This window comes from Defluviitoga tunisiensis (genome assembly GCF_000953715.1).
GTDB lineage: Bacteria > Thermotogota > Thermotogae > Petrotogales > Petrotogaceae > Defluviitoga > Defluviitoga tunisiensis.
The window spans coordinates 2,023,237-2,042,542 of record NZ_LN824141.1; the positions used below are offsets into that span (position 1 = coordinate 2,023,237).

The following is a 19,306-nucleotide window of genomic DNA, read 5'->3' on the forward strand; positions in this document are numbered from 1 at the left end:
AAAATACTAACTTTTAATTTTCTAATTTTCTTAACTCATCAATTAATTGAGTTTTAGATTTTGTTTTCTCATCAACATGTTTAACAAATTTAGCTGGAACGCCGGCAACTACTGAAAAAGGCTCGACATCTGATAATACCACAGAACCGGCAGCAACAATTGAACCTTTACCAATTCTAATTCCTTCAAGGATAACCGCATTAGCACCTATCATTACGTTATCTTCGATGACAACAGGTTGGGCACTAGGAGGTTCTATCACACCAGCAACTATTGCCCCAGCTCCTATATGACAATTTCTACCTATTTCTGCTCTTCCTCCAATGACTGCATTCATATCAATCATTGTATTTTCACCTATCTGAGCCCCTATATTTATTATTGCTCCCATCATGATAACACATCCTGAACCTATTTCTACCATATCTCTAATGACTGCTCCTGGTTCTATTCTCGCATTATATTTTGAAAGGTCGGCTAAGGGAATTGCAGAATTTTTTCTATCCATTTCAATCTTATATTTCTCAATATAATCTTTATTTTCTCCATACAATTTTTTGAACTCTTTCTCATCACAAAACAAAATGCCAAATTTGTCGTTACCAAAAAAATCTAAGTTTGAAAAATCTATAAAGTTTAATTTTCCACTAAGATATACCTTTATAGGTGTCATCTTTTTTGAATTAGCTATATAATTAATTATTTCCTGACTATTCATTTAATTTTACTCCTTTCTTAATTTTCAAACATCACATCTTCAAAAATGTAAAAACCATTTTCTTTATTTAAAATAAAATTAGCCGATTTATAAACACCGTCAGCAAACGCCCTTCTAGATAATGCTCTATGAGAAATGGTCAATACTTCTCCTAAATTTGCTAAATACAATATATGATCACCTGGTACATTTCCTAATCTTAACGAACTTATTGGAACTTCTTTTTCAAGGCATTCTTTTATCATTTTAGCTGTCCCGGAGGGTTTATCTTTTTTGAATCGATGATGAGCTTCTACTATTTCTATGTCCCATCCGTCAATATATTCTTTCAAAAGATCTACAACTTTTAAAAATAATTGTATTCCTATTGAAAAGTTATAGCTTTGAACAATTGGAATCTCTTGTGATAATAGTTTAAGACTTTGCAATTGCTCTTCACTCAATCCTGTTGTTCCGATAATTAAAGGAACTTTAAAATTTTTAACAAACTCAATTGTTTTTTCTAATACCTCTGGAAGAGAAAAATCAATGATTAATTCAGGGGTCTGTGAAAAATACTCTCCATCTTTATCATATCCCCAAACAAATTCGTGCCCTTTTTCCTCAAATAACAATTTGACTTCATTTCCCATTCTACCTTTATAACCAACTATCCCAAACTTCATATCAATCCCAACCTCTCCATCTCTTTTTTTACAAGAGTTTGAGTTTCTAAAGTTCCAGAAACTAAGGGTAATCTAAGTATATTTTTACATAACCCTAAAAGAGAAACAGCATATTTAATTGGTATAGGGTTGACCTCTCTGAATAAAAGTTTGTTAAAGAATGTATAATTGTTATTAATTCTTCTTGCGTTGGGCAAATCATTCACCAAAAGCAAATGTGTCAACTCTACTATAGCTTTTGGTGCAACATTTGACGTAACAGAAATAACTCCGTCTCCTCCCAAAGCCATAATAGGTAACACTTGATCATCATTCCCCGAGAATACACTAAAAGTGTCTGGCTTTATTGAAAATAATTCAACGATTTGAGAAATATTGCTGCTGGCTTCTTTTATTCCAATTACATTATTAGCAATATGATGAATTTCTATTGCAGTTTCTGGATTTACATTTATTCCTGTTCTAGATGGAACATTATATATTATTATAGGTAAAGAAGTTCTTTCAGCTATGTATTTATAATACTCTACAAGTCCTTTTTGAGTGCTTTTATTGTAATAGGGAGTTACAATCAGAACACCATCAGCACCAGCTTTTTCTGCCATTTTATTGTATTTTAATACATGCTTTACATTATTAGTTCCTGTTCCAATTATTACAGGAATCTTTCCATCAACAATTTCTAACACAATATCAACTATTTTCTCTCTTTCATCATCCTCAATAGCTGGAGCTTCTCCAGTCGTACCTAAAACAATTAAACTGTCAATATTATTGGTTAATTGAAATTTAACAAATTTTTTCAAAGATTCGTAATCAACTTCCTCATTTTCATCAAAAGGAGTTATCATAGCTGTTCCAACACCTTTAAACATTAAAAATCACTCCTTATTTAATTTAAATTATCTTTCTTTTCACATGATAATGTAGCAAAATAATCATCTAATGTTTCAGCTCTTCTAATTAATTCATATGATTGATCATTTGTAAATAAATACTCAGCAGATCTCAATTTACCATTATAATTAAATCCCATTGCATGACCATGCGCACCTACGTCATGAAAAATTAATATATCTCCAACTTCTAATTTCGGTAAAAGTCGATCTTCCGCTAACTTATCATTATTTTCACATAATGAACCAACTACATCATACAGTTCTGCTTCCGTTATATTTAAAGGCTTGTTTAAGACAGTAATATGATGATATGCCCTATACATAGCAGGTCTCAATAAGTTTGCAGAGTTTGCATCTATTCCTGCATATTTTTTATAGGAATTCTTAATATGCAATACACGTGTAACCAAATAACCATTTGGACCAGTTATATATCTTCCGTGTTCCATATATATTTTTGGAGGATTTATCCCGTTTTTTAAAATAATTTTTTCATATAATTTTTTTATTTCACTAGATACATAGTAGATATCTAATTCTTTTTCATCAGGTTTATATGGTATCCCAAAGCCGCCGCCTAAATCCACAAAATCAAAGTTAATACCTAAATTTGTATGAATTTCTAACACCAAATTAAACATTATTTCAGCAACTTTAATATGATTATGAGGATTTAGTTCATTTGAAACAGCCATTATATGGAGCCCAAATTTTTTTGCTCCATATTTTTGAAGAACCTCAAAACCTCTTATTAGATCCTTTTTTGGAACACCAAATTTAGATTCTTTTAAATTCCCTATAATATAATTTCCAAAATCTCCACCAGGATTGTATCTAATAGAAACTAATTCAGGTATATGTAAATGCTCTTTTAGAATATCAATATGTCCAATATCATCAAGATTCAATGTTGCGCCTAAAGATAAAGCTTTTTCATATTCTTCCAAGGGTGTATCGTTAGATGTAAATAATATTTCATCTCCCTTAAACCCCGCCTTTTCAGCTAAAATCAGCTCTGCCATTGAACTACAATCTACTCCACATCCTTCTTCTTTGACTATACTTAAAATACGAGGATTTGGAGTAGCTTTGATGGCAAAAAATTCTTTGAATTCAGCCCATGAAAAGGCATCTTGTAATGTTTTAATTCTCTCCCTTATCCCATTTTCATAATATAGATAAAAAGGTGTTTTTGTATTATTTGCGAATTCTTTAATTTTTTGTTCGCTAAACGGAATTATTTTCTTCAACACGTACACCACCTAAAAATGTATTTTATATAGAGTTTAATTCTTTGTGTTTCAACAAAATCCTTATAGCATTTGTTGCAGCTCCAACCCTTATATTGTCAGCAATCACCCACATCAAAAAAGTTTTTTCTTCAGGTTTCCTAAGCCTTGATACGTAGGTATAATCTGTTCCAGCTACTTCTATAGGACTAATATATTCCTCACTATATTTTACATTAGGAGTTTTTTCTATTAATTCTATCAACTCGTTAACTGAAGCATCTTTTTCCGTTCTAAAAAATATCGATTCTGAGTGTCCATACAATACTGGAACCCTTACCGTTGTAGGATAAATTTTTATTTTCTTATCGTCAAATATTTTTTTTGTTTCTTCTATCATCTTTTCCTCTTCTTTAGTAAATCCGCTTTCTAGTATATCCCCAATAATAGGTATAACATTGTTATTAATCATTTTTGGGAAATGTTTAATCTCCGTATTTCCTTGTTGCTGATTTATCAATTCCATCAAACCTTTATTACCAGCACCAGATACAGCTTGATAGGTAGAAACAACTATTTCTTTTATTATTAATGATCTATAAATATTATTTAATGCTAGTACCATTTGTATCGTAGAACAATTTGGATTTGCTATGATCCCTTTATATCCCTTTAGAATATCTCCATTTATTTCTGGAACTACAAGTGGAATATTTTCTTTCATCCTAAAAAATGAAGAATTATCTATCACAACATTACCTGCTTTCTCAGCAATTGAAGCAAATTTTTCAGAAACACTACCGCCAGCAGAAAATAATATATAATCATATTTTTCTTTCATTTTTTCTTCTTCTAATTTTTCTACAATATAATGCTTAGAACCAACTTTTATTTTCTGTCCTTTTGACCTTTCTGAAGCAAATAATCTTAGTTCCTGAATTTCGTTGATCAAGTTATACTCTTCGAAAAGTCTCAAAAACATCCGCCCAACTTCTCCTGTTGCTCCTACCACTGCCACTTTCAAGGTATTCACCTCCATAAAATCAAAATATAAAACCTCTCAACATGGAGAGGTTTTATATAAAAAATTTATATTTTAGCGGCTCTCCACGTTGGGACAAAACGTGACAGTTATGTAGGTATTCCCTACATACCCAGGGGTTATAAAAGTTGAGGCTACTTTTATACCCCTTCGGCAACCTCGCCTTTCGCTTCTTTTCCGCCTCATCAATAAGAGAAGCTACTAATCTTGGTTGCGCCTCCGCTCTTAATTAATTAACTTTTCCTAAGAATAACATAATCACATGACAAGTTTATTAGTGTATCATTACATTTTGTTGTCAATTATATATTAAAATTTTTATAATTAAATATTTTTTAAAACACTTGACCTAAACCTATCCAGAAATTACCTTCTAAATTTTTGTCCCATCCATAACCAAAACTTAATTGCCCGAACAATGGAACTGTTATTTTTAAACCTCCACCAAATGACCAAATTGGTTGAGAAAAAATAGTTGAAATATCACCGGTCGCATTCCCTAAATCAAAAAAACCAAATAGATCCAATGGTATGTCTCCTCTAGCAAGTTCATACACCAATTCTGTATTCAATAGTAATAATGCGGCGTCTCCATCTTTTTCATAAAATGGATAAGTTCTTACTGAATTAAATCCTCCAACCCAAAAGTCCGGATATAAATCTTTTTCATCTACTACTGTTGATAGTCTTAATCGGGAACCTAGAGTAAATTTATAATAACTTTTAAATAATTTGCCTTCTAGGTTGACACCTATATAATTGTCATCAATATTATTTATCTCAAAACCCATAATATCATTTACCTTAAAATAATATCCATTATATGGTCTATAAGGACTATCAATAGTATCGTAAATATATCCTATAGAACTATCTAGGGTATTTAAAGATTTAATTGTTTCTGAAGAAGTAGAAGTATCTGTGGCATCTTCAGTTGTTTCTTCAAATTTGTAATGATTAAACGAAAATGAACTTGTTAAATATGAAAAATCATATATTTGGTATCTTGGACTTATTCCAAATTGTAGTTCACTAGTTATTTTTTTGTCTTTTAACAGATATGAGGTTTCGTCTGGATTAATTGTATATTTAATATTTGTTCCTAGATTTAAATTGCTCCCTAAAAGTTTAATAATATCAAAATCAAATTCAAAAACGTATTGTTTACTTAATGGTACCATAGTTGTTTTTAAATCAAAGGTTTCACCATATCCAAAGGGATTTGCCCATTGTACTTCTAATGAACCACTAAATCCTTTATACCATTTGTCTTCTTCTTTTTTTGGAGGTGACCATTGAATTCCGCCTATTAACTTTCCTAATTTTTCTTTTTCAATAGGCGTAATCTTAAAACCTATTATATTTTCATCTTGTTGATATGGAACAATTTCTACATTTTCAAAAAAACCGGTTCCCACAAATGAGATATAGGTATCCTGAAGTTTTTTCTGATTAACGGGTTCTCCAGGTTTAATTTTTACCAGGGAATCGACTATATATTTTTGAGTCTTTGCATCTTCTTTTTGAATTACTTCTACATCTCCAACCTTTGCTTCCTTTATTTCAAACACTAATTTTTGTTCCTCAGCTTTATATTCGGGTATTATAGCTGTATATAAGTATCCCTCTTTGATGTATAACTGTTGAACAGCATCATATGCATATAAAAGATCTAGATTATAGGCGTAGGTTATTGGACTTACATACTTTGTTACTTGCTCATTTAACCTAAATAGAGGTATACTCTCATTTCCAATAAATTCTATCTCTTCTATAAAAACGGGTTCTTTATCAATTAACCTTCTTAAACTTCCGTTGAGAACTAGTATCAATTCTCCACCTTTGTTTTCTTCAATATCCACCATCTCAAATGACAAATTTACATCATCTGCAAAAAGAGGAATTTGTGTTAAAGAAACATATATATTTTGTATCTTTTGAATGCTAGGATATGTTTCTTTAGCGCTGGGTCTAAATAAGAAAAATTTCTTGTTCCAATCTTTTTTAAAATCAAAATTGATTCTTTTTTTAATCTGTTCTTTATCTAATTGAGCTAACTCTCCTTTCAGTTCTAAATCCCAAAGACTATATTCCTTTATTAGAAAAACTAACGTATTTGCTTCATAACTTTTTTTGTTAACTTCTATAGGTTCTAGTCTAACTCCTTGGTCATCAATTTTTAGGTTTGTCGAAATTTCAACAAATTGATATCCATTTTGAACATATAAATCTTGTATTTTTTTCATTGAAGTTTGTAATTCATTGAAGTTAATAGGAATACCTTCTTTCACAGTTACTACCGACTGGATCGTTTTCTTGTCAATTAATTTGTCTCCCAAATACTCAATCACTATTTTTTCAGGTGACGGATTAGGTGTAAAATATAAAGAAAGTGTCCCTGTTTCTTCATTCAAATTATATGAAACCGTGGAAAAATATCCTATATTTAATATTTCCTGTAAAGCCAATTTAATATCTACTTCACTAGTTAAAGAACCAATTTTTATCCCATAGTTTGACAAAATTCTTTCTATTTCAGCAGATGCATAAGAAACATCTGTATTATAAGTAATGTCTGTTAAAAAAGTGATAGAAAAAACAAATCCTGTAATTAATAACACAACAACAAGTCCTATTGATTTCTTCACAAATATACCTCCTATTGCCTAATATTGTTATTGATCATGTAATATAAAGAATGTACTTAATAAAAAGGATGCTGTTATTTTTCTAACACATCACCCTGATAAACATATTTAATATACGCTTCATAAGTCCAAGGGCATATTTTTTGAAAAAAATGAGCTAAAGCTATAGCGTATTGCTGTATCTCCCATTGAGCGTGAGAAGAAGCTCGCATATCCAAGAAATGCATTAATGCTCTGGCATTTGTAGTAAGGTAAAATTCCGTATATTCTCCTACTGGTAAAATAATTCTTGCCAATTCTTTGGCTACACCCAAGTTAATAAGTTTTTCATAAGATTCATAAGTTTTCAAATAAGCCTCTTCAATAATCTCGATCATCTGTTTTTTCAGACCCTCATCTTCAACAACTACGCTTTTTTGTTTATCTTCAATATCTTGTATTCTAATATTGGAAGGTATATAGAATTCATCAACATTTTTTGAGGTATATCGTCTACTTATTTCATTAGGAGACATCCCTATTCTATGTCTGAACCATTGTCTAACAACAAAAATAGGCGCTTTTACATGAAAAGTAAAGGTAATATGTTCAAAAGGTGATGTATGCCCGTTTTTCATTAAATAAGCTATAAGATTTTTGTCTCTTTCATCTGTAGAAATATCTTTCCCATGAGATACTCTTGCAGCTCTAACAGCGGATCTATCTCCTCCCATATAGTCAACAATCTCTACAAACCCTTTATCCAAAACTTTCAATATATTCTCACTGTTTTTCATCTTCTACCTCTGTCTCCTCTTCTGAAAATTTGTATAAGATATACACAATGACAGCTAAAATTAAAAATAAAGGTATATAAGAAATCAAAAAAAGCCTTTGTTCAAGTTTGTTATTGATCTTCAATAATATATTTGCTACCTGCTCATTGTTAGGATCTAAAATTATAGCTTTCGTAAGATATATCCTGGATAATTCTATATTATTTTTCATATCATGTTGATACAATAAAATTCCTAACTTAGCTAAAGAATCTACATTCTTAGGATCATAAGTTAAAGAAAATTCATAATTTCTTTTCTTCTGGGTATATGTATCAGAAATGTCTCCTAATAGTTCATAACTTTTAGAAAGTATATTTTTTTTATCTGAATTTTGAATTAACGATTCTACAATATTTCTTGCTCTTTCTTTTTCATTTAAATAATTAAACGAAAAAGCTAAAATTAGCGATATTGACTCATTCTTCTTTGGTTCTTTCTCGTATCTAGGAGCCAACTGTACTATCTTTTCATATTTGGATAGCTCGAATGCTTGACAAATTAATAATTCTAAAATATTAATGTTGTTTGAGTAAGAATTAAACGTTTTTTCAACTTTAGAGAAAATAGATTCTTTTTCATTTACATCTACTAAATCCCATTTTACTAATGATTCATAATAAACACAAAAAGGATTGTCTCCTTTACTTTGTGTTATTATATCAAGAGAACTTAAAATATTCTTAGATAATTCTAAATCTTTGGTATTTTTGTATTCATCATACAAAAAAATAACTCTAACTGCATTAATAGTAACTGAATTCGGATATTTTTTTAGAGCAGATTCTATTTTATTAATTGTATCTTTTTCGTTGCCCTTTTGATATCCTGAAAGGATATCAAATATTAATGAATCATCCGGTTTTATATTTAAATTTGTATATGTTCTTGATTGGTCTGCAGCAGTTTTATACTGGACATTTCCTTCTTCATAATATTTTAAGTACATTCCTAAAACATTTAAAGCAAGATCATTTGATACAATTAGTTGATCTATATCAAGAATATATATAAATTCATCTAAAACACCTGAAAATAAAATCAAAGAAAGACTTACTAAAATAGTACTACATACTAGTTTTTTTGAGATATGATTCATTATTTTCCACCCTGCTTATATGTCTCAGCTTTATAACCTCTTAAAATAATCTCCTCATCTTCTAATTGGAATATAACCTTCGTGAGGGGTTTTGTAGGAACGAACTTCTTTTTATGAATAATTACTTCAACTCCTGGATATGCTATATCTCTTGCGATAATAAAAGCTTCACCTTTTGAATCTTGTATTTTCGTCTTTATTTCTCTAATTCTTTCCTGCATTCTTTCGATATCATCAAGAAGTACTTTAAAAGTATTTAAGGATTTCTTGTAATATTCTAACCTTTGTTCATCTAATTTGTCCATATCTTTTAACTTTCTTAAACCTGTCAAAATAGAACTAATCTTTTTAAGATTTTCTGTATCTAATGTTAATTGACTTTCTAGATTTAACAGTTCTTGATTTAATTCTGGGGGGATTCCAACTTCACAAATAGTTCTAACATGCATAACACTACCTAAGATATCTGATTCAATCAGTTTAGTAGCTAGGACACTTCCACCTGCTATTCGGCCATTTTTACCTTCGACAACTACATTTTTACCTGCTTTTATTGTTGAATTTAAAATAGAAGTAGAAACAATCAGTGTATCTTCTACTTCAATATATGAATTCTCAATATAATTACATTTTAGGTTCTTGGCTTTAACAATACCTTTTCCTGCACCTTTAATGCCAAAGACATAAGCATCTCCTTGGCAGATAACATTAGCAGATTCAACAACCCCTTTTATTTCTAAGTAATCCTTTGCTTCTACAACAAAACCCGCCTTCACATCACCATTTATATATAATTTTCCTGGAAATCTTATATTTCCAGTCGAATAATCTATATTCCCAGTAATTTTATGCTCATCGAGTACATCAATGTATATTTCTCCACTTCTGTCTTGATTAGTTACAAACTTCCCATCAATATTAGATATTATCTTATTATCGTTTAAGTAAACATTTTTTCCAAGTTTTAATTTTAATTCTTTGCCTAAAAATCCTTCTACTATTTCTCCTTTGACATTTTTTCCATCTTTGCCCCTTTTAGGAGGAATAATTTCTGCTAACTCATCACCTCTATTGACAATTATTAGCTTACTAACTTCTTTCATATCTATCTTCGAGGTATCAATATCGTTAATTTCTTTTTCAATTGTTTCTCTAAAAATGATTTTCGCATCTTCTCCAACTTGTGGAGGAGTTCCATAAGCTATTGTATAATCTTTATCGTATTTTGGGTTTGAGACAATTTGTTGCATAACTTCGTTAATTATACCATGAACGACTCCCTTTTCTTTTAAAAACTCTTCAATCTCATTTATAGTTGGGGGACGACCATCATTTATTAATTTTAATGAAGCTACCATAGCATCTTCTGATATTTTAATCTCATATTTAGCCACAATACTGGCCTCCTCACCAAATTATAATTTTAGTTTTCCAATTGCCTATCTTATACCTACCACTTTCTGATAAACCAAAATCATTTGCGATTTCTTTTTTTATCAGTACAATTTGTGGTTTTAAATACTTTAAGGAATTTATTCCATCAATTAGTAAAAACTCGTAAGGAACATCTTCTGGTACTCTTAGAAGATCTGTCTTATAATAATTAAATAACTTATTTGCATACTCTTCTCCAACTATTTTTTTTAACTTTTTAAAATTATCTCTTTTCGATTCCTCTTCATATTTTTTAGATTCAGATAAAGAAAAAACACATCCACAATAATCTTGCCTGTAAATATTATAAGTTTTGCATATTTTTGAAGATTCTTTTATTCCATTGTTGGATCTAAAATTCAGATATTTAAACTTTATGTTTTGATCTTCATATTCATGTTCTAGTTCTTTCGATATATTTAAAATATCCTCATGAGATTTTCTAGGAGAGGCTAATAAGGAAGAACTATAAATCGTAAACCCAAGTTCTTTAGCCATGAAAATAGTACTATTTAATCTCAGCCTAATACATTCAAGACATCTATTTCTTTTGTTGTATTCGTTTCCTTTTATTCTATTGTAGTATACAGATGGTTCATATTTTCCTTGGATAAGTTTAAAATGCCAAACCCTTTGAAGTTTCTTAACTTCATCGAACCTTTTTATATATTCCTCTTCAGGAAAAATATTGGGGTTATAGAAGTAAACTACCGGTTCATACCCTTGCTCATCAAGTCTTTTATAAGAAACTGTCAAATCAGGCGCACAACAAACATGAAGAAAAAGTGTCAAAATGTTACCTTCCCTTCTATTTTTTTTAAAGTGCTACTAGAAATTCCCAATTTTTTTAATTCTTCAAGAGTCTCTATCTTTTTTAGTAATCTATAATCAATTATTTTTTGAGCATTAACCTTTCCTATTCCTGGTAACCCTATCAGTTGTTCAAAAGAAGCGGTATTAATATTTATTGTTTTATCTTTAACTTCGTAGACACTTTTTGAAAGATATATGTAGTCTTTAATATTTAAAAAAGTTTTTTCTCCAATCCCAGGTACATTTTTTATATCTTCAACTGAAGAAAAACCATATGTATCTCTATACTTAACAATTGCATTTGCCTTTGAAGGACCTATATAGGGCAATTTAATCAAATCTTCTACGCTTGCTGTTAATAGATCAATTTTTAAGGGTTCTAAAATGGAATTATCGTTTATGTTTGAAAACGATTCTTTATAATTGATAAACCCGATTAAAAATATTATGGAAATGATAATTAATGGAAAGAATAATTTCTTTTTCACTAACCCTCACTCATTTTCTACCCCTGTAAAATATATCCCTTTTCGAAAACGATCTTTGATGCCTAATCCAGTTAACTCAAAAACCTTTTGTTCATCCATATTTTTCATATATTCGTCAGATTCTTTAGCAGTTTCAAATAATCCCACGACAATAGACCAATAATCAGCGTTACTTGGAGACAGTTTCCCGTTGTAAACAACGGCAGGTATACCTGCCTCCCTCAACGCCATAGTTGGAAAAATTGCTAGGGCTGGAGAATAAAAAAGATAAATTTGAATTGTATAAAGATATTGTTCATCATTAGCATTTATATCATAATCTTCACGATATAAATAGTATTTATTTTGATTTTTAAAAATAAAATAATTGATACCATTTTCTAAAGCATACAGAGCTTCTTCAAAAGCTTTCTTTTCGCTATCAAAAATTTTCACTGCTCCGACATTACTTGATTTTAAAAGAGTAGCAGAATTATCAAGAAGAAGCTGATAATTCAGATTTTGGATGTTATAATTAACCTTAGCTTTTGTTTTTCCAACCTGAATTTCTGGCAAAATAAGTTCATTCTCATAAGAATATTCGGGTTCCAAAATTTGAGATGAGAGATAATCAGAACCTAGGTCTTTTATTTGAAGATCCAGTAAATTCATTTCATTTTTTAAATAGATGGTATACACCGTTAAAATGAAAGTTATTAAAGGTAAGACAAAAACAAGAATTAATATCAAACTGAACCCACTAGATTTCTTTTTCAATTCTAAGCACTCCTTACAAAGACCTTAAATTCAGGTAGTAACTCCTCTAATTCTGTATAGTTTATGTAATAGTTTATGAATCCATCATCTGTCAACAAGATTTCGTTTATGGGTATGCTAAATTTCTTCGCTTTTAAACTCTTAAAAGGCAAATTTGAAAAACCCAAAGAACTTTTTATATCGCTGACTAAATGTTCAAAATTATTTCCACTTAAATATCCAAGTTTGCAACTCAGATAAGATAAAAAAATAAAAGATAAACACTCGCTTTCAACAAAAAAATTATTCATTTTAAAATCTGGTTCTATTATAAATTTACTCAATCTTGTACCTGGAAAACCTAGATCATTTGAATACAGAGATAAAACATTTTTTATCGCTATGTATAAATATTCTTCTAAATCTAATTTAATAAAGTTTTTGGAATATCTTAATGACAATTCTGCAAATTTTTTATCAAACAATAATCCAACCAAATATCCAAAGATAAATTGTTTTTTCATTGCTGTTTTATCCAAAAACTTACAAAAATATGGATCAACATATACTAAATCTGGATAACCAGATACTTTTAAATAGTTTTTTGTATAGTTCATATCTAGATTAAACTCTCCAGATACTGGTAAATAAATCATGGAGGATAATGTGGTAGGAACCGCTATGAGATTAGCTTTTGGAAAATCTAACGTATTGTATGTAAAACCAACCATATCTATTAAAGACCCACCACCTACCACAATTATGTTACTATAATCACCATTAGTAATCAATTTACATAATTCAACATATCGGTCAAAATATTTAGCCTCAGGTCCTCCTTTAATGAAAACAATATTGTTATTATTGTAATTAAAATATTTCTTTAAAGAAGAATCTATAATTAACAATGAACCATACTTTGAAACATATTTAGATAAAAATTCTTCATAATAATTCATATATATATTAATATTAATATCCTTTTCTATACCTTTTGAAAAACTAATACTTTTCATTGTCTTCTTCCTTTTTATTAATTTTGTTCCTCAATATTTGATATTTTGTCTATTCTTCTTTGATGCCTTTCACCTTCAAATTCTGTAGACAAAAATGTATCAACTGTCCATTTTGCAAGGTCATATCCCATTAATCTTCCAGCAAGTACAAGTACATTCGCATTGTTATGCTTTCGTGCCAATTCTGCCATTGATGGATACAAACACAAAGCACCTCGAATGCCTTTTATTTTATTAACTGAGATTGACATTCCAATGCCAGTTCCACATAAACCTATCCCATATTCTACTTTTCTATTAGCAACCATTTCACCTAACATCTTAGCATAATCTGGATAATCAACGCTTTCTTTAGAATAGGTCCCTAAATCTATTACATCGATATTCTTTTCTTTAAGATAGTTTACCAACTCTTCTTTCATTTCGAAAGCAGCATGATCAGATGCAATTGCTATTTTCATATTTTCCTCCCAACCTTATTTACACCAATCTTATTAATCCAACCATTTTTCCTTGAATCTCTAATCTATCAATTGAAACTCTTATTTCTTGTAAAGACTTATTTTCAGGAATCAAAAGCACTTCATCCTCGTTAATTTTTTTCATCCTTTTTAATGTAGCCTCTGATTTGTCAATTAAAGCAACAATTATATCTCCATCTTCTGCATAATCTTGTTTTCGAACTATTACATAGTCACCACTTTTAATATGCGCTTCAATCATAGAATTACCTTCAACCCTTAAAGAAAAATATTCAAAATTTTTAGGAAAAAAGTTGCTAGGAATAGGAATAAAATCAGTAACCTTTTCTATAGCCTCTATAGCATTACCAGCAGCTATCTTTCCTGAAACTGGGATGAGATTCTCTGTAGCCAACACAGTCCCACATTTAGGAGTAAGTCTTATCCCTCTAGAAACGCCCTCTCTTTCTAAATATCCTTTTTTTTCAAGGATTATCAAATGTTTATGTGCCGCTCTAGGACTTTTAAATTCGAAATGTCTCATTATATCTCTAATACTTGGGGCAAAACCATTTTCTTTCATGTATAAAATAATATAATCCAAAACTTGTAATTGCCTTTTTGTCAAATCTTCCATAAGGTCATTCCTCTCCTTATTATTAATCATCTTTAACTTCTATTGCATCAACCACTGCATCATCTTTATCCAAGCGAACAACTATAACACCTTGAGTTATTCTATTTAATACTGTAATATTATCTACGTTTACTCTAATAGCTTTTCCTTTTTCAGTAAATATTAATACATCCTCACCATCTTCTACGGACATTGCAGCAACTATATTCCCTATTTTTGAAATATCTCTAACTGTTTTTAAACCTATTCCGCCTCTGTTTTGTGGTCTATAAGAACTAAATTCAACCCTTTTTCCATAGCCTCTTTCAGTAATAATAAGTAATTTTTTATTATTATCAACTAAAACTACATCCACAACTTCATCATCTTTTTTTAATTTAATAGCATTAACACCCATAGCATCTCTTCCCATTCTTCTTACCTGAGACGAATTAAAGTTTAGGGCCATTCCTTTTTTTGTTACAACCAATAAATTTTTATCTTCTCCATCTAAGACTATAGCATCAACAACTGTATCATTCTCTACTATATTAATGGCTCGAATACCCGAACTTCTAGCGTTCATAAATTCCCTCAACGATGTCCTTTTTACCTTACCTAGTTTAGTAAATATTAAAATATCTTTATCATAATCTCCATCCAAAGAAATAGGGATTAATGTCTTAACTTTCTCACCCTCAGATAATCCTATGTAATTTGCAATATGTTCTCCTTTAGAATTCTTTGAACCCATTTCAACTTCATAAGTATTGATTTGATAAGCTTTACCTGCGGAAGAAATAAGCATTAACTTAGATAATCTGTTTGTGAAAACTAATTCTTTAACATTATCGTTTTCGGATATTTTTAACCCTTTTGCACCCTTTCCACCTCTACCTTGAACCTTGTATTCATTTGCAGGTATTGCTTTAATATATCCCCACTTTGTTAAAACTATTATTATATTTTCGTCTCGTATTAAATCTACCTCATCAGCCAATTCACCTTTGTGAAGTACTATTTCGGTCCTTCTTTCATCCCCAAATTTTTTCGCCACTTCGTCAAGTTCTTCCTTGATTATATTCATCAACTTTTCTTTATCTTGAAGAACATCGGAGGCATTTTTAATTTGGGCATACAAATCATTTAATTCTTTAACAAGATTGTCTGTCTCAAGTCTTGATAAACTAATAAGCTTCATATCCGCAATGGCTTTTGCTTGTTCTTCACTAACTCCAATTGTATCTTGTAAGTTTTTTAAAGCATCCTGAGGGTTTAACGAATTTCGAATAATTTCGATTACAGTATCAATTCCTTGAACAGCTTTTATAAGGCCTTCTACAATGTGCGCTCTTTTTTTGGCTTTTTCTAAATCAAAATTTGTTCTTCTTGTAACAATTTCAATTCTATGATCAATAAAAGCTTGCATTAACTCCTTAAGATTCATTAATGAAGGTTTACCTTTGTTAATTACATTCATCTGCGCATAAAAATAACTTTGCAGATTAGTATGCTTAAAAAGGTCGTTAATTAATCTTTTAATGTTAGCATCTCTTTTTAATTCGATAACTAACCTTGTACCTTCCTTGTCACTTTCGTCTCTAACATCTCTTATTCCTGGATCCTTTTTCTCATCTTTCTTCTTTACTGCAAACTTTACAATTTGTTCTATTACATCGCTTTTTGAGACTCCATAAGGTATCTCTTCAAAGACGATTGATGTTCCGTTTTCTTTTTCTTCTATTTTATATTTTCCGCGAATAGTTATTTTTCCTTTTCCTGTTTCATATAACTCTTCCAAATTTTCTCCATCAACAATGACTCCACCTGTTGGAAAATCTGGACCTTTTATATGTTTTAACAGATCTTTAATTTCAACTTCCGGATTGTCTATCAATACCTTCAATGCATCAACAAGCTCTTTTAAATTATGAGGAGGTATATTGGTAGTCATTCCAACAGCTATACCACTTGAGCCATTCATTAAAAGATTAGGCACCCTAGTTGGAAGAACTATTGGTTCTTGTAAACTACCATCAAAATTGTCTCTGAAATCTACAGTATTTTTATCTATGTCAAGTAACATGTATTCTCCTAATTCTTGCATACGAGCCTCAGTGTAACGCATTGCAGCGGCAGGATCACCATCAACAGATCCAAAATTACCTTGACCTTCAACTAGAGGATACCTCATAGAAAATGGTTGAGCCATTCTTACCAAGGCATCATATATTGCAGCATCTCCATGTGGATGATATTTACCCATAACTTCTCCAACAATACGAGCACATTTTTTGAAAGATGAATTGTGTCTCAGAGACAATTCACTCATTGAATATAAAATTCTTCTTTGAACAGGCTTTAAACCATCCCTCACATCGGGAATAGCCCTGCTAACAATTACACTTAAAGAGTATAATAAATAAGAATTTTTTAATTCTTCATTTAAATCTTTTTCAAAAATTTTGTATTCCATTTATTTAATGCCTCCATTATGAAATCTTAGCTCCAGGTTCTACATCTTTATCTACAGTTAATATGCTTAAATTTCCTTTATCATCTTTTGCAGCTAAAAGCATTCCTTCAGATAATTCGCCCATAAGTTTAGCTGGTTTTAAATTAGATAATACTATAATTTTTTTGTTAAGCAAACTTTCAGGAGAATAGAATGCCTTAATTCCAGCAATTATTTGCTTTTGCCCTAAAGGTCCAAGATCAACAATTAATTTTATCAATTTATTTGATTTTTCAATATTTTCTGCCTTAATAACTTCTCCCACTCTTAAATCTATTTTTTTAAATTCTTCTATTTCAACAAAATCAATTACATTATTTAATTCATTTTTCTCTTTTTCAACCAACTCTTCTTCCTCCTTTTTTTCTTCAAGAACTGTCTTCGTTTTTATTACCTTTTCCCAACTTTCCACATCAATTCTTTCAAAAATAGGATTTCCCTTTTCTATTTTTCTTCCAGGTTCTAATAATCCTATTTTTAGATTTTCAAATTTCAGATAAGATAAATCATACCCATATTTTTTTAAGATGATCTCAGATGTTTCAGGCATTATAGGATAAATCAGTATACCGATAATTCTTATAGACTCTAATAAATTGTACAATACAGTTCCTAACCTCTTTCTTTTACTTTGTTCTTTTGCTAAAAGCCAGGGTTCAGTCAAATCTATATATTTGTTAGAAAATCGAACTACTTCCCAAAGAGTTTCTAAAGCTTGCGTAAATTGATAAGAGTTCATATAACTCAAAAACTGCTCTTTTTTATTTTCTACCAACTCAAAGAGTTCTTCATCTATTTTATCTTTTTCTTCATGCTCTGGAATATAGCTATCAAAATATTTTTCAACCATAGTTAGTGTCCTATAGATTAAATTGCTCAAGTCATTAACTAAATCCGCATTATATCGCACAATTAAATTGTCCTCAGAAAAATCTCCATCTCTTCCAAAATTTATATCTTTTAGTAAATAATATCTTATTACATCTTTTCCATAAACATTTATTAATATTCTAGGATCAATTGCATTACCTAAAGATTTGGAAATTTTTTGACCATTAATAGTTAACCATCCGTGGGCGAAAATCTTATTTGGCAAAGGAAGCCCTACAGACATAAGCATTGCTGGCCATATTATTGAATGAAATCTATTTATTTCTTTGGCTATCAAATGCAAATCAGCTGGCCAATATTTTTTAAACTTATCTTCATCATCGATATATCCAATAGCACTAACATAATTTATTAATGCATCTACCCAAACGTATACAACATGTTTAGGATCATTAAGCAAAGGAACTCCCCAATCAAAAGTAGTACGGGTTATACTTAAATCTTTTAAACCCCTTTTTAAAATTTGCATCATTTCATTACGTCTAAATGCAGGTTCAACAAACTCGGGATGTTCTTCATAATATTTAATAAGGGGTTGGTTATACTTTGATAACTTAAAAAAATAATTTTCTTCTTCAACCCATTTTAATTCTCTTTTACAGTCAGGACACAATTTTTCTCCGTCTTCATTTATTACTTCATCAGCGTTCCAAAAAGCTTCATCATGAATGCAATACCAACCTTCATATTTTCCCTTATAAACGTCTCCATTATCTATCATTTTTTGTACAAAAAATTGTACTGTCTTTACGTGATAGTCATCAGTTGTTCTAACAAAATGTGTGTAACTTATATTCATATCATCCCATAGTGTTTTGAATTTAGCTGATAGTTCATCCACATATTTTTGAGGTGAAATATTTTTTTCTTTAGCCGCTTGTAATACTTTTTGACCGTGCTCATCAGTACCTGTTAAGAAAAACACATCGTATCCCATCATCCTTTTAAAACGAGCAATAACATCTGCAACAATAGTTGTATAAGCAGATCCTATGTGAGGTTCACTGTTAACGTAGTATATAGGTGTTGTAACATAAAACTTAGACAACAAGGCCACCTCCGACATTTATACCTTATATTATTATATTTTATACCTTTTATTATTATGAGTATTAACAATAAAAAATAGGGCTTTTATTAGTAAAATCAGCCTAATTAATTATACCACAAATATAGTCTCTAAATATTTTTATATTATTATACCTTTTATTTTTAAATTATG

The 19,306-nt window shown here is 30.0% G+C and carries 17 protein-coding genes and 1 riboswitch; all 17 genes read right to left on the reverse strand.

Translation table 11 applies throughout. From position 1 onward, the window contains the following. Positions 1 to 13: 13 nt before the first annotated feature. On the reverse strand, positions 14 to 718 hold the full coding sequence (gene dapD / locus DTL3_RS09215; protein ID WP_045088459.1) for a 2,3,4,5-tetrahydropyridine-2,6-dicarboxylate N-acetyltransferase: 705 nt from the start codon (positions 716 to 718) through the stop codon (positions 14 to 16). A 17-nt stretch (positions 719 to 735) separates the two neighbouring features. After that, on the reverse strand, positions 736 to 1,383 hold the full coding sequence (locus DTL3_RS09220; protein WP_045088460.1) for a 4-hydroxy-tetrahydrodipicolinate reductase: 648 nt from the start codon (positions 1,381 to 1,383) through the stop codon (positions 736 to 738). Then, positions 1,380 to 2,258, reverse strand: coding sequence for a 4-hydroxy-tetrahydrodipicolinate synthase (gene dapA / locus DTL3_RS09225; RefSeq protein WP_045088461.1), 879 nt, complete (start codon positions 2,256 to 2,258; stop codon positions 1,380 to 1,382). Before dapA ends, DTL3_RS09220 begins: the two co-directional genes overlap by 4 nt. Before the next feature lie 17 nt (positions 2,259 to 2,275). Beyond that, a complete protein-coding gene (locus DTL3_RS09230) occupies positions 2,276 to 3,535 on the reverse strand; it encodes a diaminopimelate decarboxylase (RefSeq protein ID WP_045088462.1) in 1,260 nt (419 codons plus the stop codon). A gap of 22 nt (positions 3,536 to 3,557) precedes the next feature. Next, on the reverse strand, positions 3,558 to 4,535 hold the full coding sequence (locus tag DTL3_RS09235) for an aspartate-semialdehyde dehydrogenase (protein WP_045088463.1): 978 nt from the start codon (positions 4,533 to 4,535) through the stop codon (positions 3,558 to 3,560). Between the two features lie 68 nt (positions 4,536 to 4,603). After that, positions 4,604 to 4,783: riboswitch (Lysine riboswitch) on the reverse strand. Positions 4,784 to 4,888: 105 nt separating this feature from the next. Next, a complete protein-coding gene (locus DTL3_RS09240) occupies positions 4,889 to 7,201 on the reverse strand; it encodes a BamA/TamA family outer membrane protein (protein WP_045088464.1) in 2,313 nt (770 codons plus the stop codon). A 74-nt stretch (positions 7,202 to 7,275) separates the two neighbouring features. Next, entirely contained in the window at positions 7,276 to 7,977 is a 702-nt protein-coding gene (thyX, locus tag DTL3_RS09245) for an FAD-dependent thymidylate synthase (protein ID WP_045088465.1), read from the reverse strand. Further along, positions 7,964 to 9,115 (reverse strand): tetratricopeptide repeat protein, encoded by a 1,152-nt coding sequence (locus DTL3_RS09250; RefSeq protein ID WP_045088466.1) that lies wholly within the window; start codon positions 9,113 to 9,115, stop codon positions 7,964 to 7,966. Before DTL3_RS09250 ends, thyX begins: the two co-directional genes overlap by 14 nt. Continuing rightward, positions 9,115 to 10,509, reverse strand: coding sequence for a DUF342 domain-containing protein (locus tag DTL3_RS09255; protein WP_052670483.1), 1,395 nt, complete (start codon positions 10,507 to 10,509; stop codon positions 9,115 to 9,117). Before DTL3_RS09255 ends, DTL3_RS09250 begins: the two co-directional genes overlap by 1 nt. 13 nt (positions 10,510 to 10,522) lie before the next feature. Continuing rightward, positions 10,523 to 11,341: an epoxyqueuosine reductase QueH gene (locus DTL3_RS09260; protein WP_052670485.1), complete on the reverse strand. Its 819-nt coding sequence runs from the start codon at positions 11,339 to 11,341 to the stop codon at positions 10,523 to 10,525. Further along, positions 11,338 to 11,850, reverse strand: a complete 513-nt coding sequence (locus tag DTL3_RS09265) for a ComEA family DNA-binding protein (RefSeq protein WP_045088467.1) — start codon at positions 11,848 to 11,850, stop codon at positions 11,338 to 11,340. The genes DTL3_RS09260 and DTL3_RS09265 overlap by 4 nt, the downstream gene beginning before the upstream one ends. Positions 11,851 to 11,856: 6 nt before the next feature. After that, on the reverse strand, positions 11,857 to 12,606 hold the full coding sequence (locus DTL3_RS09270; RefSeq protein ID WP_045088468.1) for a hypothetical protein: 750 nt from the start codon (positions 12,604 to 12,606) through the stop codon (positions 11,857 to 11,859). A gap of 2 nt (positions 12,607 to 12,608) precedes the next feature. Beyond that, entirely contained in the window at positions 12,609 to 13,601 is a 993-nt protein-coding gene (locus DTL3_RS09275) for a dehydroquinate synthase/iron-containing alcohol dehydrogenase family protein (protein WP_045088469.1), read from the reverse strand. A 17-nt stretch (positions 13,602 to 13,618) separates the two neighbouring features. Next, positions 13,619 to 14,062: a ribose 5-phosphate isomerase B gene (rpiB, locus tag DTL3_RS09280; RefSeq protein WP_045088470.1), complete on the reverse strand. Its 444-nt coding sequence runs from the start codon at positions 14,060 to 14,062 to the stop codon at positions 13,619 to 13,621. Positions 14,063 to 14,081: 19 nt separating this feature from the next. Beyond that, on the reverse strand, positions 14,082 to 14,699 hold the full coding sequence (gene lexA, locus DTL3_RS09285) for a transcriptional repressor LexA (RefSeq protein WP_045088471.1): 618 nt from the start codon (positions 14,697 to 14,699) through the stop codon (positions 14,082 to 14,084). A gap of 22 nt (positions 14,700 to 14,721) precedes the next feature. Next, on the reverse strand, positions 14,722 to 17,154 hold the full coding sequence (gene gyrA / locus DTL3_RS09290) for a DNA gyrase subunit A (RefSeq protein WP_045088472.1): 2,433 nt from the start codon (positions 17,152 to 17,154) through the stop codon (positions 14,722 to 14,724). Between the two features lie 16 nt (positions 17,155 to 17,170). Beyond that, on the reverse strand, positions 17,171 to 19,132 hold the full coding sequence (metG, locus tag DTL3_RS09295; protein ID WP_045088473.1) for a methionine--tRNA ligase: 1,962 nt from the start codon (positions 19,130 to 19,132) through the stop codon (positions 17,171 to 17,173). Between the last annotated feature and the right edge of the window lie 174 nt (positions 19,133 to 19,306).